Genomic DNA, 14,897 nt, shown 5'->3' with positions numbered 1-14,897 from the left:
GGTCAACCGTGGTGGCGATGACGGGCACTTGCTTTTCTGTGTCCTGAAAACGCTCCAGCAACGCCTTGCCCGTCGCGCCTTCCTCCGAGACGATGCGCACCGCGTATTCCGATTGGTTCAGGTCGGTATTGAGGCGGTTCAGTTCCTCCGTGACCTGCAGGGCGTGATCCATGTTGACGCAAAAGACCATCGTCTTTTCCATGCGTCCGAAGCGGCGCATGAGCTTGTCCATGTGTTCGCAGAGTTTTCTCACATGGTCGGGCATGGTGATCTTGCGCTCGAACTCCGGCATGTCATACTGGTCTTTCGGTTCCAAGTCCGGGGGAACCTCCACGACAGCCCCGTATTTCGCAGCTTCTTCCAAGACTAGGCCGTCGCGGACGTAATTTGTCTCCGCTCGATGGATCTTATAGGTTGCCAGGAAACCGTCGTCAATGCCCTGGCCCAGGGAGTACGTGAAAACCGGATCGCCGAAGTATTTGTAGGTGTCGATGTTTTCCGTGCGCTTGGGCGTGGCGGTCATGCCGAGTTGCACGGCGCTATCGAAGTGCTTGAGGATGGCGTTCCAAGTGCCGAAGCCGGAGCGGTGGCATTCGTCGATCACGATAAGGTCGAAGAAATCGCGCGGGTATTGATGGAAGAGGCGTTTGCCATCCACGCCGGAGAACATCGCCTGATAGATGCTGAAATAAATGGAGCGGTTCTTGGGAGCCTGGCCTTCGGCGATGATGTCGCGTTCGCCCTCGAACGGCTCGAAGGTGTTGTAGGCCTGATCGCGCAAAAAGTTGCGGTCGGCCAGAAAGAGAACGCGGGGGTGGCGGTCCTGTGCGGAGGTGTTCCATTTCGCGTGAAAGAGCTTCCAGGCCGTCTGAAAGGCGATAACCGTTTTGCCGGTTCCCGTGGCGAGATTGATCAGGACGTGCTTCTGTCCTTTCAAAATCGCTTCAATGGCGCGGTTGATGGCGACTTCCTGATAATAGCGGGGGAGTTTGCCGCCCTTGGCGCAGTAGGGTGCAAGCAGGGGATTGGCGGGTTGCTCGGCGTCAAGGGCTTTGGCCGCGCAAAGACGTTGCCAGAGTTCCGCAGGCGACGGGTAGGCTTCAAGGCTACGCTGGGTATTGGATGTGAAATCCCATTCTTCGATGCCGTGCCCGTTGGTGGAGTAGGCGAACGACAGGCCGAGAATCTGCGCGTAGTCCTTGGCCTGTTGAAGCCCGGCACCGGGTTCGAGGTCTTCTGACTTGGCTTCGACCACGGCGATCGGGAATGACTCTTCATAGCGGAGCAGGTAATCGGACTTCTTGCCCTTCTGCCGTCTGTGCCCGTCGCCTACGAGAACAATCTGGCCGTCGGTGAAATAGTGCTGCTCGGCCATGCGCCAGACAGGGTCGCCCCAGCCCGCTTTTTGCAGGGCCGGGGTGATCAGAACGCGGCATGTGTCGGCTTCGTTCATTCCAGGCACGGCTTTGCGATTTCTCCCTTTCGGCGCAACGTGTCATTTCTACGCCGGATTTGGCTTCTCACCCCGCCGGGTTGGGGTCCGCGACTAGGCGGCTCCGAATTCGTGAGCCTGCGCATATGGCGTACATATTACACAGAGTCAGACCTCCAACGCGACATCACATGGGGCAGAAACCTCCCCACTTCATAGGAGATGCGCGTATCCCTCAGGCTTTCAGCGCCGGTTTCTTTCCACCCCTACGTCGCCCGGTGCAGTCCCTCCCATTTGACCGACCAGCCTTCCTCGGGGAAACCGGGCGCGGGGCGGTCTGGGGCGCCGTCCCATCCGGCGGCCATCATGGCCACGGCGTAGAGCAGGCCGCCGTTTCCGGGGAGGTAGGGGCAGGGCCCGCCGGTGCAGACGCCGCGCTCATCGTAGTGGTTTTTCCCGCCGGCGTCTTTCAGCAGGGCGTCCACGGCGAGTTCCGGCTCGCCGTGGCGGGCGGCGGCCATGGCGGTCCAGGGGAAGTCCCACCCCCAGCAGCGGTTCCAGTCCCAAGTCTCCCACACCTTGAGCAGGGTGCGGTGCGCCGTGTCGCGGTCCACGCCGTCCACGGGCGGCAGCATGCCGAACACGCCGGCGGGGTCGGGGTGCTCCCAGTTGCGCCGGGTGTAGGTGTCGGTCCATTCGGCGGAGTGGACGAAGACGCCGTTCCCCACCGGCAGCGGCGCGAGCCGCCTGCGGACATCGTCCCAGCGCGGTTCCCGCGCAAGGCCGAGGCGTTCCCGCCATTGCTGGGCAGTGTCGAGCCCCCACCGCCAGTAGGCGAGATCGAAGACCGTGTCGCGCGTGATCCCCTGCTCGCTGGGCGGCATGACCGGGGCGAGGGAGCACACGCCCGTGGCCGGGTCGGGCACGGGGTAGTCGGCCATAAACTCGGCGGTGCCCTGGACAACGTCCGCCCACTTCTCCAGCGTGGCGCGTTCGGAGCGCAGCCGGTATTCCAGTTCGGCGAAGAAGATCGGGTGGGGCTGCTTCCACAGGAGGACCTGGTTGCCGATCCACGGGGCGCTGCGCCCCTCCGGGCCTACGGATTTTCCCCATTGCAGCCCCGCATAGCCGAGCTGCTCCGCGAGCGCGCGGGCGGCGGGCTGGAAGCGGGCGTAACAGCCGACGGCCTCCTCCGCCAGGGGCCACCGCCCCCACAGCGCGTAGTGGGCGAGGTGCCACCAGACCATCTCCATGTGGAACTGGCCGCGCCACGGGTCAATCCCCATCAGCCCGGCCTCGGACGACGGCCAGCTCCCCGCCGACTGGGCCGCCATCAGGTACTGCGACAGGACGATCCGCCGTTCCAGCTCGCGCCAGCGCGGGTCCGCGCTGCCCGACAGGTCCACCGCGCCGCCCGCGCCCCAGAAGTCCGCCCAGTGCCGGGCGGCCGCCGCGAAGGTCTCCGCCGCCGTCGGCAGCGCGGTGGGGATTCTCTCCGGGGAAAAGGAACAGACGAATTCGAGGCGGTCCGCCCCCTTGCCCGGCGCGATCAGCCAGCGGTGCGGCGAGTCATTCTTCCGCACCGCGCACCGGATCGAACCCAGGAGAAACACCTGGTAGGACATGCCGTCCACCGTGCGCGCGAAGTCGGCCCCGTTGTCACCCCGGGGAGCCATCTCCGTCGTGTGCCCGTCCACGCGCCCAAAATCCCCGACCCAGGCCCCGTTCTCCAGCGTGGGATAGGGGAAGTCGAGTGAGACCAGCAGGTCGCCCCGCCCGAGGAGCGGCGAGGCGATGCGCACCGCCACGGCGTCAAGGGCCGGATGGACGCAGGTCTCGACCTTCACCGGCTCGCCCTGGAGGGTGAAGGTGGCGGTCTGCGCCCCGGACCACAGATCCAGCGAGCGAGACACCCCGGAAATGTCCCCGGGGGACAGCGCTGTCCCGTCCTTTCCAGACAGCCCAAGCCTCCCCAGATTCATGATGTGGGGATTGTCGAACAGCCAGGTGCGGAGCGCCTCGGCCCCCTTGGGAAACTCGTCGGGGCCCGTGTTCCGTCCCTGCTGAAAGGTCCCCGTGGCGGGCACGCGGTCCGGTGTCCATCCCTCCGGCAGGGGGAACGAATGCCACCCCCAGTGCGCCATGGAGTTGCCGCCGAAGGTCTGCAGGCCCGTCGCGTCCGCGTTGAAGCAGAACTCGCCGTTGCCCAGCGGAATCTGCCCCGCCGGATCGTTCCAGGAGATGTTGTGGCGCGTGACCAGCGCGCGGCGGTCAATCTTTTCGTCCGCGTGCGCGGCGGAAAGGGAAACAAGCCATGCGGCGGCCAAGCCTGCGAGCAGTGTCCGTGTCATGTCGCCGGTGCCCTCTTTCTTGCGGGTGTCCCCCCCAAGCCTAACAGCACGACCCCGCACAAAACGAGCGAGGCCCTCCCATCCCTTCCGACGCTTCCCTTTAGAAACCCGGGGGAAGCGTTGTGTTCGGCGGGCCGTTCCGCCAGTTCTGAGGCGGTTCCCAGGCACCGCGGCCGTCGAGGTAGAGGAGGCTCCGGCCCTGTCCCCCGTGGTTGTCCTCCTTCTCGTAGGCAATCACCGTGTCGGGCGGATCGGACACCGTGTGTCCTGGGACGTAGGCGTAACTGCTCAGGCGCTCCAGCGTGTCCGCGTCGGGGTTTTCCGGAAACGGGTGGGGCACCCCGTGCCCGCGCAGGCAGGCGGCCCGCACTTCCGGACAGACCAGGTCCTCCAGGTTCACGATGTATTGCGGCCACAAATCGGCCAGTCGGCCGGGATAGCGTCCGCCGTGCTCTTCGGCGTACCGGGAAAGGCTTGTTGAGAGGAATTTCAGATTGTGGACGCAGACTGTCTGACGCGCTGAGGCGCGGGCCTCCTCCAGGCGGAACCAGACGCCGAGCGCAGCCGCGACGGCCAGCGCCGCAGTCCCGGCCACCAGAAGAATTTTCACCCGCCGCTGCATTCGCCCCGACCCTCCCGGGATGGTGGAAAGTCCGTATTCTGACCATCGGCGCAGCCGATGCTGCGGCACTTCATACCAGCTTGGTCCCCTGAAAGTATACCCGCTTTCGCCTTTGAACAGACAGCTTCGACGACCATTCCCCAATGGGCACACGGCCCGAGTCCGGTCCGGCTTGGGCATCGGTTATCCGCCGAAAAGGCGGCTTGACACCCTCCGGGGCGTCTGTTAGGATCGGGGTCAAAGAGGGCTGGAAAGCCGTTGGGTTTCCGGCCCGCGCCCTCAGAACTTGAACCGGCCCCTTCCAAAAGACGGGGGAAAGCGCGTCTGACCCTCTTTCCCTGGCTCATCCCCCTTGGTCCGTGAATTCACCGGTGGGCAAAGACGCCGTGGAGAGCCTGCGGCTGACGGAGAGGATCTTTCATGTTCGCGTCCGCTGCTGGAAGACATGTTCTCCTCCTTCCGGTTCTTCTGCTTGGCGCCCTTTCACATGCCCACGCCGAAACCTCAACCATCCGCAATGCATGGTATTCGCTGACGCTGAATGATGATCATGGCGTTCTCCTGCGCGCGGAAACGGGCGGACATTTCCGGTGCACACCGACGTTCACCATTGTCTCGGCGCAGACAAACCCCAAAATGGCGCTCCGGCCCGCCGCGATCAAGCGCGTCAACCACAATGTGGCCAGCTGGGAAGGTGATCCCGCCCGGGTGCCGCAGGACACCCTGCTGAAGAAAACGGCCGGCGGCGCGGTCCTGGCGGGCGACGGCTTTGATGCGCGCGTCCTGAAGGGGGGCACCGACAACCGCACAGCCGACCTGTTTTGCGCGGGGGAGACCCGCGTTGTGACGGCAACGCACAGCGTGCGTGCGGAAGACTCCATACAGTTCCGTTTTCAGGACACTCCGGACTTCACGATAACCGCCTCTCTGGCACTGTCCGACGCCGCACGCGAACCTGTCCTGACATTCCGCTTTCAGGCCCGTGAGCGGGGGTACTATTCGGTCGGATTCACGGGCATGCCCGAGGCGACCCCGTCGGAATGCGATGAGATATGGCAGCCGTTGATATGGCAGGAAAAACGCTTTCCCGGGGCCTCCTTCCTGACCCTTGCCCACCTGTGCACCCTGCCGGCGGCAATGGCCCGGGTCAAGGGACAGTGCGCCGCGCTGGTAGCCGACCCGGAGGAACTGCCCTTTGACCCCCTGCCGACGCTGGAAAACTCCCGGTTTGGGGTGGCCCTGCGCAATGCGGCGGGCAACGCGCAGCCAATGATCTTTGCGCCCGTGCTTGGCGGGCAGGGTTCGCTGATGAATGCCGGGGATGTGTTTCTCTTCAGAATGCGGCTGGTTTCGGCGTCGGGAAATTGCAGTGACACCTACGAAAAGATCGCCCGGGATATCTACGGGTTTGCAGACTACCGGCATAACGCCATCTCCTCCCTGAATGACACGCTGAACAACCTGCTTGACTATGGAATGAGCGGGTACAGCCAGTTTCTGGAGGAGCTCAAAGGGTGCTCCTACTCGACGGATGTGCCCGGCGCGGTGAAAAATGTGTCCTCCTTGAACCCGCTCAACCTGGCGCTGGTCACGGACAATGCGGACATATACCAGCGCCGTGCGTACCCCTTGATGGAATACATGCTCTCCCGGGAGAAGTTTCTGTTCTGCCTGGACCGCAAGCAGCGGATTCAGAATCCGTCGCGCGCCATGAAGGGCCCCTGCGCGCCCCTGACCGAATTGGCATCGCTCTATGATGTTTTCCAGAAGGCGAATCCCGTCTTCCTGACCCTGGCCGGGAAGATGTATGGCACGGACAGGACCTTGAACCTCGACGTCGTGGAAAAAGGGAGGTCTTGGAAAAACTCGCTCGCCCTGTACCGGGCCACGGGGGAAAAGTCTTACCTTAAGGAGGCCACCGCCGGGGCCGATGCCTATATCGGCCGCCGTGTTGACCGGTTTCAGACCGACTTCAACGACCCCGACACGAAAAAGCCCTTCTTCTGGACCGAGTTCGCCCCCAGGTGGATAGACTTGATGTGTCTGTACGAGCAGACCGGCAAACGGCGCTATCTGGAGGCGGCGCGGGCTGGCGCCCGGCTCTTTGCCATGCACGTCTGGATGTCGCCCGCCATACCGGAGCGGGACATCCTGGTAAACAAGGGCGGAAAGGCGCCGATGTACTGGTACCTCAAGAACAAGGGGCACAAACAGATGCTTGCCGCCGAGGAAACGGTCCCGGCATGGCGTCTGTCCGAAATGGGGCTGACCTCCGAATCCTCCGGCACCTGCGGCGGGCACCGCGCCATATTCATGGCCAATTACGCGCCCTGGATGCTCCGCCTCGGCTACTATGCCCGCGACCCCTTCCTGTCGGATATCGCGCGCTCGGCGGTGGTCGGAAGGTACCGGAATTTCCCCGGCTACCACATCAACACCGAACGGACGACCATCTACGAGAAAGCGGACTATCCGCTGCGGGATCACAGGGAGCTCAGCGTGAACTCCTTCCATTACAACCACGTCTGGCCCATGATGTCCATGCTGCTGGACTATCTGGTCTCGGACGTCTTTGTCCGCTCCAAAGGGCGGATCACCTTTCCAAGCGCGTTCATTGAAGGTTATGCCTACCTGCAAAACAGCTTCTACGGGCACCAGGCGGGCGAGTGGTACGGCTCGAAAGGGGTGTGCCTCTGGATGCCGCAGGGGGTCCTCGAGTGCGACCAGGTTGAACTGAACTACCTGACGGCGCGGGGAGACGGCAGACTGTTCATTGCATTTGCCAACCAGTCCAAAGAGGAGGTGACAGCAAACGTCACCTTGAACGGCAAACTCATCGGCGGGCTTTCGGGACAAGCGAAGCGGGCAAAAGTCCGGCAGCAGAACAGCGCGCGGAAGCCCCTCTCCATTGCTGACGGGGTCTTCACGGTCACGGTAAAGGCGCAGGGGATCACGTCGGTTGAAATCGGCGGTGTTGAAATCAATCCCACGTTTCAGCCGGGCATTCTTGGGCGGGAGGGCCGCGCTTCCTGGTCGCCGGATTATCTGGAAATGCCCTTCGGCAATGCCCGGGCCATGATGCTGCCCGGCCTGGACACGGACAACGCGTACATCTACCTGCAGGCGGATGACGCGGAGTTCAGCGCCGTCACGCTGCACTATGCGCAGAACGGCGCCTCGAATACGGTCGTTGATGACGCATATCCGTATGAATTTACCGTGCCTGTTGATGACGCGGCTGCGGAATTCAAGTTCGTTCTTGAAGGGCTTTCCGTGGATGGAAAGACGGCCCGGTCAGAGGAGGAGAGGTTCCGCCGTGCAGAGCAGTAGAATTGCGCTCGCCGCGCTGCTTCTGGCGCACTTGGCCGTCGTCACCCTCGCCGAAAGCGGCCCGGACATCACCACGGTGCCCGCAGACCTGACCATTCCCCCGATAGAGGCGGGGCCGCCCCGGGCCGGGGCGCGCGTCGTTGTTGTGGCCCCGGAGTACAAGGGCACGGAGGTGCATCACGTCCTCTATCTTCCGGTCAACTGGCAGCCCGGAAAGAAATACGGCGTTCTTGTCGAGTATGCGGGCAATGGCAACTATCGCAACCAGTACGGCGATGTCAGCACCGGAGAGGTTGAGGGCAGCAAGTTGGGGTATGGCATCTCCGGGGGAACCGACTACATCTGGCTGTGCCTGCCCTATGTCAGCGGGGACGGCGCCAGGAACCAGACCGTGTGGTGGGGCGATGTGGACGCCACGGTTGCCTATGCCAGGCGCGAAGTGGCCCGGGTCTGTGAACAGTGGGGTGGTGATCCCGCGAAGATCGTGCTGTGCGGCTTCAGCAGAGGCGCCATCGCCTGCGGGTACATCGGCCTTCACGATGAGGAGATTGCCGCCCTCTGGAGGGCCTTCATCCCCAACAGCCACTACGACGGCGTGCGCGAATGGGACTATCCCGATTCCGGCAAGACCGCCGCGCGCGCCCGCCTGCAACGGCTTGCCGGCCGCCCCAGCTTCATTGTTGACGGGGCGACCGGCCTGGCGGAAACGCGCGCATACATCGAATCCACCGGCATCAGCGCGCCCTTCACCTATTGCCCCCTCCCCTTCCGCAATCACAACGACGCCTGGGCCCTTCGTGACATTCCGGCCCGGCAGGCCGTGCGGGAATGGCTCAAAAAGACGCTGGAATAGGGCGGCCTTCTTCCTTGCGGACCAGCGTTCCTGCCGTTCTTTCACGCAGGTTCACGATGTGCTTCGGACCACCGGCCGCAGCTCGATGTTGCGGTACTTCACGCCGGTATGGTCTCCCTGAAAGTATACCGGACCGGGAATGAACTCGTCGGACCAGAGCGCCCCGCCGGTGCATCCCGCCGCCGGCTGGTTGTCGAGGATTTTGCGGCCGTTCAACACCACGGTGACATGCCGGTTCACGAGGGTGATATCCAGGGTCTGCCACTCCCCCGCCGGTTTCTCCGCCGCCTCCGAGGGTGCGACGCGCCCGAGGGAAGTCCGCGCTGTCGGGACTCTTCGATGAAGCGGTCGGCGTCTTCCGATTGTGGTTTTCGGGTTGACGAGTGTCGACTGAGAGCAAGTGCGACAGAAATAAAATCCGCAATCGTAAATCGTCAATCGGCTCATGACCCAGACCGTGGCGTCGTTCAAGACCAACGGCCAGCAGATGGCCGACGCGATCAAGAACATCGGCACGGTAGGAAAAGAACGTCACGTGTGAGGTTCAAAATGGGCCGCGTCCGCGCGGGTCATTTTGTAACCTCGACGCGATTGTTAGGACAGTTTCTTTTTGGCTTCGTCCTTCAGGGCGTTAAATTCTTCTGAAGTGAGAGAGCAGAGTTCGACACGAAGCAGTGAACTGGCAACAGCAGGCTGGAACCATTCCATGAGTCTATTTCGTGATCGCCTTGAAAACCGTTCGTCTGAGTCCTCAGGAAATGCGACATCGAGATAGACCAGTTCGGCGTCCACCTTCTTGACTTGACGATAGAATAGAACCCTCGCTAGGGCGACGTAGAGACGGTCTGCGAACATGCTGCTAGGCCCGCTCGATATCGGGGACACTTGGATGAAGTACTCCTTCTGATCTGTTCGGACGTATCCATCATAGATAAGGGTTCGGTTCATTATTGGGTCGACATTCTCAATGCCAGCGTCGAAGCGAACCTCTCGCCTCAATTCTAAGGGGGGCACCTTGTACTTCTCTAAGAAGCGACGAAATAGATCTTCTTCGATGACGGCCCTCAACGCGCGATGAAACTTCCAGGTTTCCTCGACGTCAGGTGCCGCCGTTGCCTGATCCTCCTCTTCATGATCGCCTACCTCTCGGACTTCCTCCTCTGCCTTTTTCTTCTCTTCTGGAGACGCTTCAACAACCCCCAACACCCGCCTCAATGTTGCAACATCCATACCGCTGATGTTGGTTGTCACCTGCGACTGGTGGACGCTAGTTGCCAAGTTGACCAAGGAAGAGCGAAGCTCGCGGGCTTCCTCTTTAGCCTCCTTTCGTTCAGTCTCCGCACGGGTGACTTCCTTCCTTAGGTGGAAGATGGTTCCGAACGAAATGGAACTGAAGGAATCGGCGAGAATGGCAACAGCCATGAGGGACAGGGCAAGGAGAATGCTGGTGGTGATCTGGTATTGAGGGGTTCCATAGCGAAAACTACAGCAAACAAGGGCACCCAAGAAGAGAAGAAACACTATTACGCAGATGCGTGTGTACCAGTTTTCCTTGGTTGTATCGTTGCTCATTCTTGTTCCTCCGTCCCAACAATAATTAGATGGACCCGCATAAACGCGGGTTTCTGCGTTCCTGTCCGTACAAGACGCTCTTGGACATCCTGCTCCAAATGCGCCAACTTCTTGTTTCTCAATGTCTTCCTTCATATCTCGCCATTTATCTCGGCGTGTTATGCGGATCGGCATAAGACCACGCTCATAGACCGTCCATGGGGCTACGGACTCCGTGGCCTCCCTTGTTCAGCACATGCGTATAGATCATGGTCGTGCTGACGTCCTTGAGGTTACCCCCCATCTTTCGACAGGGACCGGCTCAATTTAAGATGGCGCGAGGGCGGCAACCTGGCCGCTTCCCGGCCCTCTTTGACCCTGATCCTACCAGATGCGCCGGGGGCTGTCAAGACGGTTTTTTCTTTGGGTTAGCCGTTCTCCCTTGGTCTACCCCGCGAGCCCCTTGACCAGCGCCAGCAGGAAGTCCCTGTTGTCCGCCGTCACATAGCGCATCTGTCCGCCCATGCGGTTGAAGCTCTTGTTGTAGCGGAGGTAGTAGTCGGGGTTGTCCATGGGGGGCTCGCCCTGTGCCCAGTCCCAGTGGGACTCCTGGAGGTCCACGACGACGATGAAGTGGTCGTCCATGTGCCTGCCCTGCTGGATGAGCAGGTTCTGGGACATGGAGAGGGACTTCTCGAAGATCATGGGGGACATGACGGCGGAGCCGATGCTCATGTAGACGCCGCCGTCGAGGTTGTAGACCTGGCGGGCGAAGGCGAGGAAGTCGCGCTGGGCGGCGCGGCCAATGGCGGCGCAGTGGTTCATGGGGTGGTTGTAGATGATGTCGTGGCCGATCATGGGGTGGCTGGTGAAGGGGATGCCGAGCCGGTAGGCCGCCGACTGGATGCCGAAGCGCTTGTAGGGGTGGGGCACGGCCATCCATCCGGGATCCAGTTCAAAGGTGCGGATCCGGTCGAGGAGGTCCGCCGCCGCCGCGGCCTGCGCGGGGGCCACGGCGGCCTGCTCGTGGATCTCATCGAGCAGGGCCTGCTCGGTGGGGATGTCCAGCCCCTCGTGCTCCACAAAGGCGCCGACGGACTCGCCGTAGCCCATGCCGCGCCACGCGCCAACCACGAGGGCGAGGTTGAGGTAGAACCCCGTCTCCTCCCACACGCCGAACTCGCCGCGGTCCACGTTGGCCCGCACGTCCTCGCTGCTGTGGCCCTGGAAGGCGAACTCCCAGTCGTGGATGATGCCCGCGCCGTTGGTGGCGAGGTGGGTGACCCAGCCGTCCTCCATGAGCTTGATGAAAACCGGGGCGAGGCAGTTCTTGATGGAGTGCGCGCCGAAGGTGAGCATGCGGGACTTGCCCGTCTCCCGCGCGCGCCGGATGCGCTCCACGGTCTCGCGGACCACCTTCTCCCCCGTCCCGGTGAAGGGGTGCGTCCCAGGCGCATCGGGAAGCACGCGGCTCTGCTCGATGTACACCTTGTCCTTCCGGGCGGACAGGGGCTTGACATGCAACTCATGACGGTCAAACTGGGGGTGGGGCATGGCGAAGAAAACTCCCTTCTGTTCCCCGCGCGCGGGGGGGTAAAGCGGCAACCATGATATGCCACAGAACCCGGGGGCCGCAACAGACAGGGTGAACCCGAATCGCCGGATAAGAAATGGTCGTGGACGTGTTCTAGGGAACGCACACCTTGGGGATTCGCGCTGAAAGCGTCGGCGGTGTGAAGGGGCGTGTTCATCCATGAGGTGTGGAGACCCTGAGGTCTTCCGACAAGAGATTGCCGCGGCGGCCCGGGGCGGCCGCCTCGCAATGACGCGCGTTTTCCGGTCATTGCGAGCGAAGCGTGGCAATCTCGTTCCCGCCACGGATTCGGTTCTCGCGATGTCTTATCCGGCGATCAGGGGTGAAGAAGCACTGGTCTGACAGGTCAGACAAGTCGGACCTGTCAGACAGGCCCGGCCAATCCGACTGATCGGACCGATCCGACCGATCGGTCGGAGGAAGCAGGGCCCCCCGGCCGCCCCATTTTCCGCTCCAAAGACCGTGCCTTTCCGCGAAAAGTGTGGTATTATGGCCCCTGTGCCGAGGTTTTGGAGTCCGCCATGCGAACGACGTCGCGCGTCTTCTTGAGTCTGGGCTCCAATCTGGGCGACCGGAAGGCCTCCCTTGCGGGTGCGGTGCGCGCCCTGGCCGCGCTGCCGGAAACGGCGGTGACGGCGGTGTCGCGCCTGTATGACACCGCGCCGTGGGGGGAGACGGACCAGCCGCGGTTTCTCAACGCCGCCGCGGAGATCGAGACGGCCCTCGGGCCGCTTGAACTCCTGAACGCGGTGAAGGCGTTGGAGGCGGGGCTGGGACGCCGGCCGGGGCCGCGATGGGGCCCGCGGGTCATTGACGTGGACATCGTCCTCTTCGGGGACACGGTGATGGACACGCCGGAGCTGACCCTCCCCCATCCGCGTTTCCGGGAGCGCGCCTTTGTGCTGGCGCCGCTCGCGGAGATCGCCCCGGATGCGCCGGATCCGGTGTCTGGAAAGACCGTCGCGGAACTGCTTGCGCTGCTGCCGGACGCCGAACGGGCGTCGGCGGCGCCGGTGGGGCCGCCGGCAGGGACTGCTTGAACCGCTCCGCTTGGAGCCCAACACGGGACCGGGACGGATTCGTCACGGGTTCAAGGACACGCGATGCGGGACAGAATCACGCCGGTGTCTTTCCGGCGAAAGAAGGAGGCCGGCGAGAAGATCGCCGTGCTCACCGCCTATGACTTCCCCGGCGCCCAGTTGGCCGACGAGGCCGGGGTGGACGCCATTCTGGTGGGGGACTCCGTGGGCATGGCCGTCATGGGGCTCGACTGCACCCTGCCGGTGACGATGGACGTCATGCACCACCACACCGCCATGGTCGCCCGGGCCGTGTCCCGCGCGCTGGTCGTGGCGGACCTCCCCTTCCTCTCGTACCACACGGGCGAGGCGGACGCCGTGCGCAACGCGGGCCGCCTGACGGGGCAGGCCGGGGCGCACGCCGTGAAGCTGGAGGGGCCCGCCGACCAGTTCGGCGGCGTGATCCAGGCGATCCTCCGCGCGGGCATCCCCGTGATGGGCCATGTGGGCCTCACGCCGCAGTCCGTGCTGCATTTCGGCGGGTTCAAGGTGCAGGGCCGCTCCGAGGAGGACAGCCGCCGCATCCTCGCCCAGGCGCGCGCGCTGGAGGAGGCCGGCTGCTTCGCCGTTGTGCTGGAGTGCATCCCCTCCCCTCTCGCCGCCGAGATCACCGCCGCCCTGCGCGTGCCGACCATCGGCATCGGCGCGGGCCCGGCCTGCGACGGGCAGGTGCTCGTCATGCACGACCTCCTCGGATGGGGCAAGGCCCGCTTCGCCAAGACCTACCATGACGTGCGCGGCGAGATGGCCGGCGCCTTCGCCGCCTATGTCCGCGAGGTGAGGGAGGGGGCCTACCCCGGACCGGAGCACCAGTACGAATGATCCTTCTGGAGACAGCCGACGCCATGCGGGCCTGGTCGCGCGCGCGCCGCGCGGAGGGGCGCACCATCGGCTTCGCGCCCACCATGGGCGCCCTGCACGAGGGCCACGCCAGCCTCGCGCGCGCCGCGGTGCGGGAATGCGGCGCCGCCGTGGCCAGCATCTTCGTCAACCCAACGCAGTTCGCGCCGAACGAGGACTTTGACAGGTACCCCCGCACCTTCGAGGCGGACCGCGCGATGCTGGAGGGGATCGGTGTCCACGCGCTGTACCTGCCCTCGGCGCGGGACATGTACCCGGAGTCTTACAGCACGTATGTGGAGGTGGGCGGCGTGAGCGAAGGGCTCTGCGGCGGAAGCCGCCCCCACTTCTTCCGCGGGGTGGCCACGGTCGTCACGAAACTTTTCAACGCCGTGGAGCCGGACCGCGCCTATTTCGGGCAGAAGGACGCCCAGCAGTGCGCCGTCATCCGGCGCATGGCGCGCGATCTCGACACGGGCGTCGAGATCGTGCAGATGCCCATCGTCCGCGAGGCGGACGGCCTCGCCATGAGCTCGCGCAACCGCTACCTCGGCCCGGAGGAGCGCGCCCGCGCGCTGTGCATCTCGCGCAGCCTCTTCGAGGCGGAGCGGCGCATGCGCGGGGGGCTGCGCGACGCGGCGGCGGTGGTGGCCGGGGTGGGCGCGGGCCTCGCGGAGACGCGGATTGACTATGTGGAGCTGGTGGACGCGGAGACGATGCGGCCGGTGGCGGCGGTGGACCGCCCGGTGCTCCTCGCCGCGGCCGCATGGGTGGGCGACACCCGGCTGATAGACAACATCCTGTTCACCCCGGACGCCCCAAAGGAGGACGCGCCATGCTGCTGACGATGTTCAAGAACAAGGTGCACCGCGCCACCATCACCCAGGCCGACCTGAACTACACGGGAAGCCTGACGCTTGACCGCACCCTGATGGACGCGGCGGGCATGCTGCCCTACGAGCAGGTGCATGTGCTCAACATCAACACGGGCGCGCGCTTTGAAACGTATCTCATCGAGGGGGCGCCCGGCAGCGGCGTGGTCTGCCTGAACGGCGCCGCCGCCCGCCTCGGCGCGCCCGGCGACCTGGTCATCGTGCTCACCTACGGGCAGATGACGCCGGAGGAGGCGAAGACACACCAGCCCACGGTGGTGCTGGTGGACGCGGCCAACCGGATCACCTCCGTGACACGGGGTGTCAAGGCGGAGTAGGCGGACCGAAAAAGCAACCGCCCCGGCGCGCAGGA

Annotated in this window: 12 protein-coding genes; 6 read left to right on the top strand and 6 right to left on the bottom strand. The window is 63.9% G+C overall.

The window, feature by feature from the left end:
* From GXY15_09570 to GXY15_09560, 3 genes are all read right to left on the bottom strand, one after another.
* Positions 1-1,462: DEAD/DEAH box helicase family protein (locus tag GXY15_09570; protein ID NLV41457.1), on the bottom strand; the 1,462-nt coding region annotated here is incomplete at its 3' end.
* 236 nt (positions 1,463-1,698) lie between these two features.
* A complete protein-coding gene (locus GXY15_09565; GenBank protein ID NLV41456.1) occupies positions 1,699-3,783 on the bottom strand; it encodes a hypothetical protein in 2,085 nt (694 codons plus the stop codon).
* 100 nt (positions 3,784-3,883) lie between these two features.
* Positions 3,884-4,393, bottom strand: coding sequence for a hypothetical protein (locus GXY15_09560; protein ID NLV41455.1), 510 nt, complete (start codon positions 4,391-4,393; stop codon positions 3,884-3,886).
* Between the two features lie 432 nt (positions 4,394-4,825).
* Between GXY15_09560 and GXY15_09555 the strand changes: the two genes are divergently transcribed.
* Positions 4,826-7,735, top strand: coding sequence for a hypothetical protein (locus GXY15_09555; GenBank protein ID NLV41454.1), 2,910 nt, complete (start codon positions 4,826-4,828; stop codon positions 7,733-7,735).
* 16 nt (positions 7,736-7,751) lie between these two features.
* Positions 7,752-8,588: a hypothetical protein gene (locus GXY15_09550; GenBank protein ID NLV41453.1), complete on the top strand. Its 837-nt coding sequence runs from the start codon at positions 7,752-7,754 to the stop codon at positions 8,586-8,588.
* A gap of 51 nt (positions 8,589-8,639) precedes the next feature.
* Here GXY15_09550 and GXY15_09545 read toward each other — a convergent pair whose 3' ends face one another.
* From GXY15_09545 to GXY15_09535, 3 genes are all read right to left on the bottom strand, one after another.
* Positions 8,640-9,098, bottom strand: coding sequence for a DUF1080 domain-containing protein (locus GXY15_09545; protein NLV41452.1), 459 nt, complete (start codon positions 9,096-9,098; stop codon positions 8,640-8,642).
* Positions 9,099-9,182: 84 nt separating this feature from the next.
* Positions 9,183-10,160 (bottom strand): hypothetical protein, encoded by a 978-nt coding sequence (locus GXY15_09540; protein ID NLV41451.1) that lies wholly within the window; start codon positions 10,158-10,160, stop codon positions 9,183-9,185.
* A gap of 426 nt (positions 10,161-10,586) precedes the next feature.
* Positions 10,587-11,693, bottom strand: coding sequence for a hypothetical protein (locus tag GXY15_09535; protein ID NLV41450.1), 1,107 nt, complete (start codon positions 11,691-11,693; stop codon positions 10,587-10,589).
* Between the two features lie 561 nt (positions 11,694-12,254).
* Between GXY15_09535 and folK the strand changes: the two genes are divergently transcribed.
* From folK to GXY15_09515, 4 genes are all read left to right on the top strand, one after another.
* Positions 12,255-12,773, top strand: a complete 519-nt coding sequence (gene folK, locus GXY15_09530) for a 2-amino-4-hydroxy-6-hydroxymethyldihydropteridine diphosphokinase (protein ID NLV41449.1) — start codon at positions 12,255-12,257, stop codon at positions 12,771-12,773.
* A 63-nt stretch (positions 12,774-12,836) separates the two neighbouring features.
* Complete coding sequence (panB, locus tag GXY15_09525) at positions 12,837-13,634, top strand: 3-methyl-2-oxobutanoate hydroxymethyltransferase (GenBank protein ID NLV41448.1); 798 nt, start codon at positions 12,837-12,839, stop codon at positions 13,632-13,634.
* A complete protein-coding gene (locus tag GXY15_09520) occupies positions 13,631-14,497 on the top strand; it encodes a pantoate--beta-alanine ligase (GenBank protein ID NLV41447.1) in 867 nt (288 codons plus the stop codon). Before panB ends, GXY15_09520 begins: the two co-directional genes overlap by 4 nt.
* Positions 14,488-14,862 carry an aspartate 1-decarboxylase gene (locus tag GXY15_09515; protein NLV41446.1) on the top strand — a complete coding sequence of 125 codons (375 nt, stop codon included), beginning with the start codon at positions 14,488-14,490 and terminating at the stop codon, positions 14,860-14,862. The genes GXY15_09520 and GXY15_09515 overlap by 10 nt, the downstream gene beginning before the upstream one ends.
* Positions 14,863-14,897: the final 35 nt, after the last annotated feature.

The organism is Candidatus Hydrogenedentota bacterium (assembly GCA_012730045.1).
GTDB lineage: Bacteria > Hydrogenedentota > Hydrogenedentia > Hydrogenedentales > CAITNO01 > JAAYBR01.
This window is presented reverse-complemented; position numbering and strand designations above follow the sequence as displayed.

What these genes read in the sequence shown, in the direction of transcription:
- GXY15_09565 (NLV41456.1), bottom strand. Translation starts at nt 3,783, where the DNA reads ATGACACGGACACTGCTCGCAGGCTTGGCCGCCGCATGGCTTGTTTCC.
- GXY15_09555 (NLV41454.1), top strand. Translation starts at nt 4,826, where the DNA reads ATGTTCGCGTCCGCTGCTGGAAGACATGTTCTCCTCCTTCCGGTTCTT.
- GXY15_09545 (NLV41452.1), bottom strand. Translation starts at nt 9,098, where the DNA reads ATGTTCTTGATCGCGTCGGCCATCTGCTGGCCGTTGGTCTTGAACGAC.
- GXY15_09540 (NLV41451.1), bottom strand. Translation starts at nt 10,160, where the DNA reads ATGAGCAACGATACAACCAAGGAAAACTGGTACACACGCATCTGCGTA.
- GXY15_09535 (NLV41450.1), bottom strand. Translation starts at nt 11,693, where the DNA reads ATGCCCCACCCCCAGTTTGACCGTCATGAGTTGCATGTCAAGCCCCTG.
- folK (NLV41449.1), top strand. Translation starts at nt 12,255, where the DNA reads ATGCGAACGACGTCGCGCGTCTTCTTGAGTCTGGGCTCCAATCTGGGC.
- panB (NLV41448.1), top strand. Translation starts at nt 12,837, where the DNA reads ATGCGGGACAGAATCACGCCGGTGTCTTTCCGGCGAAAGAAGGAGGCC.
- GXY15_09520 (NLV41447.1), top strand. Translation starts at nt 13,631, where the DNA reads ATGATCCTTCTGGAGACAGCCGACGCCATGCGGGCCTGGTCGCGCGCG.
- GXY15_09515 (NLV41446.1), top strand. Translation starts at nt 14,488, where the DNA reads ATGCTGCTGACGATGTTCAAGAACAAGGTGCACCGCGCCACCATCACC.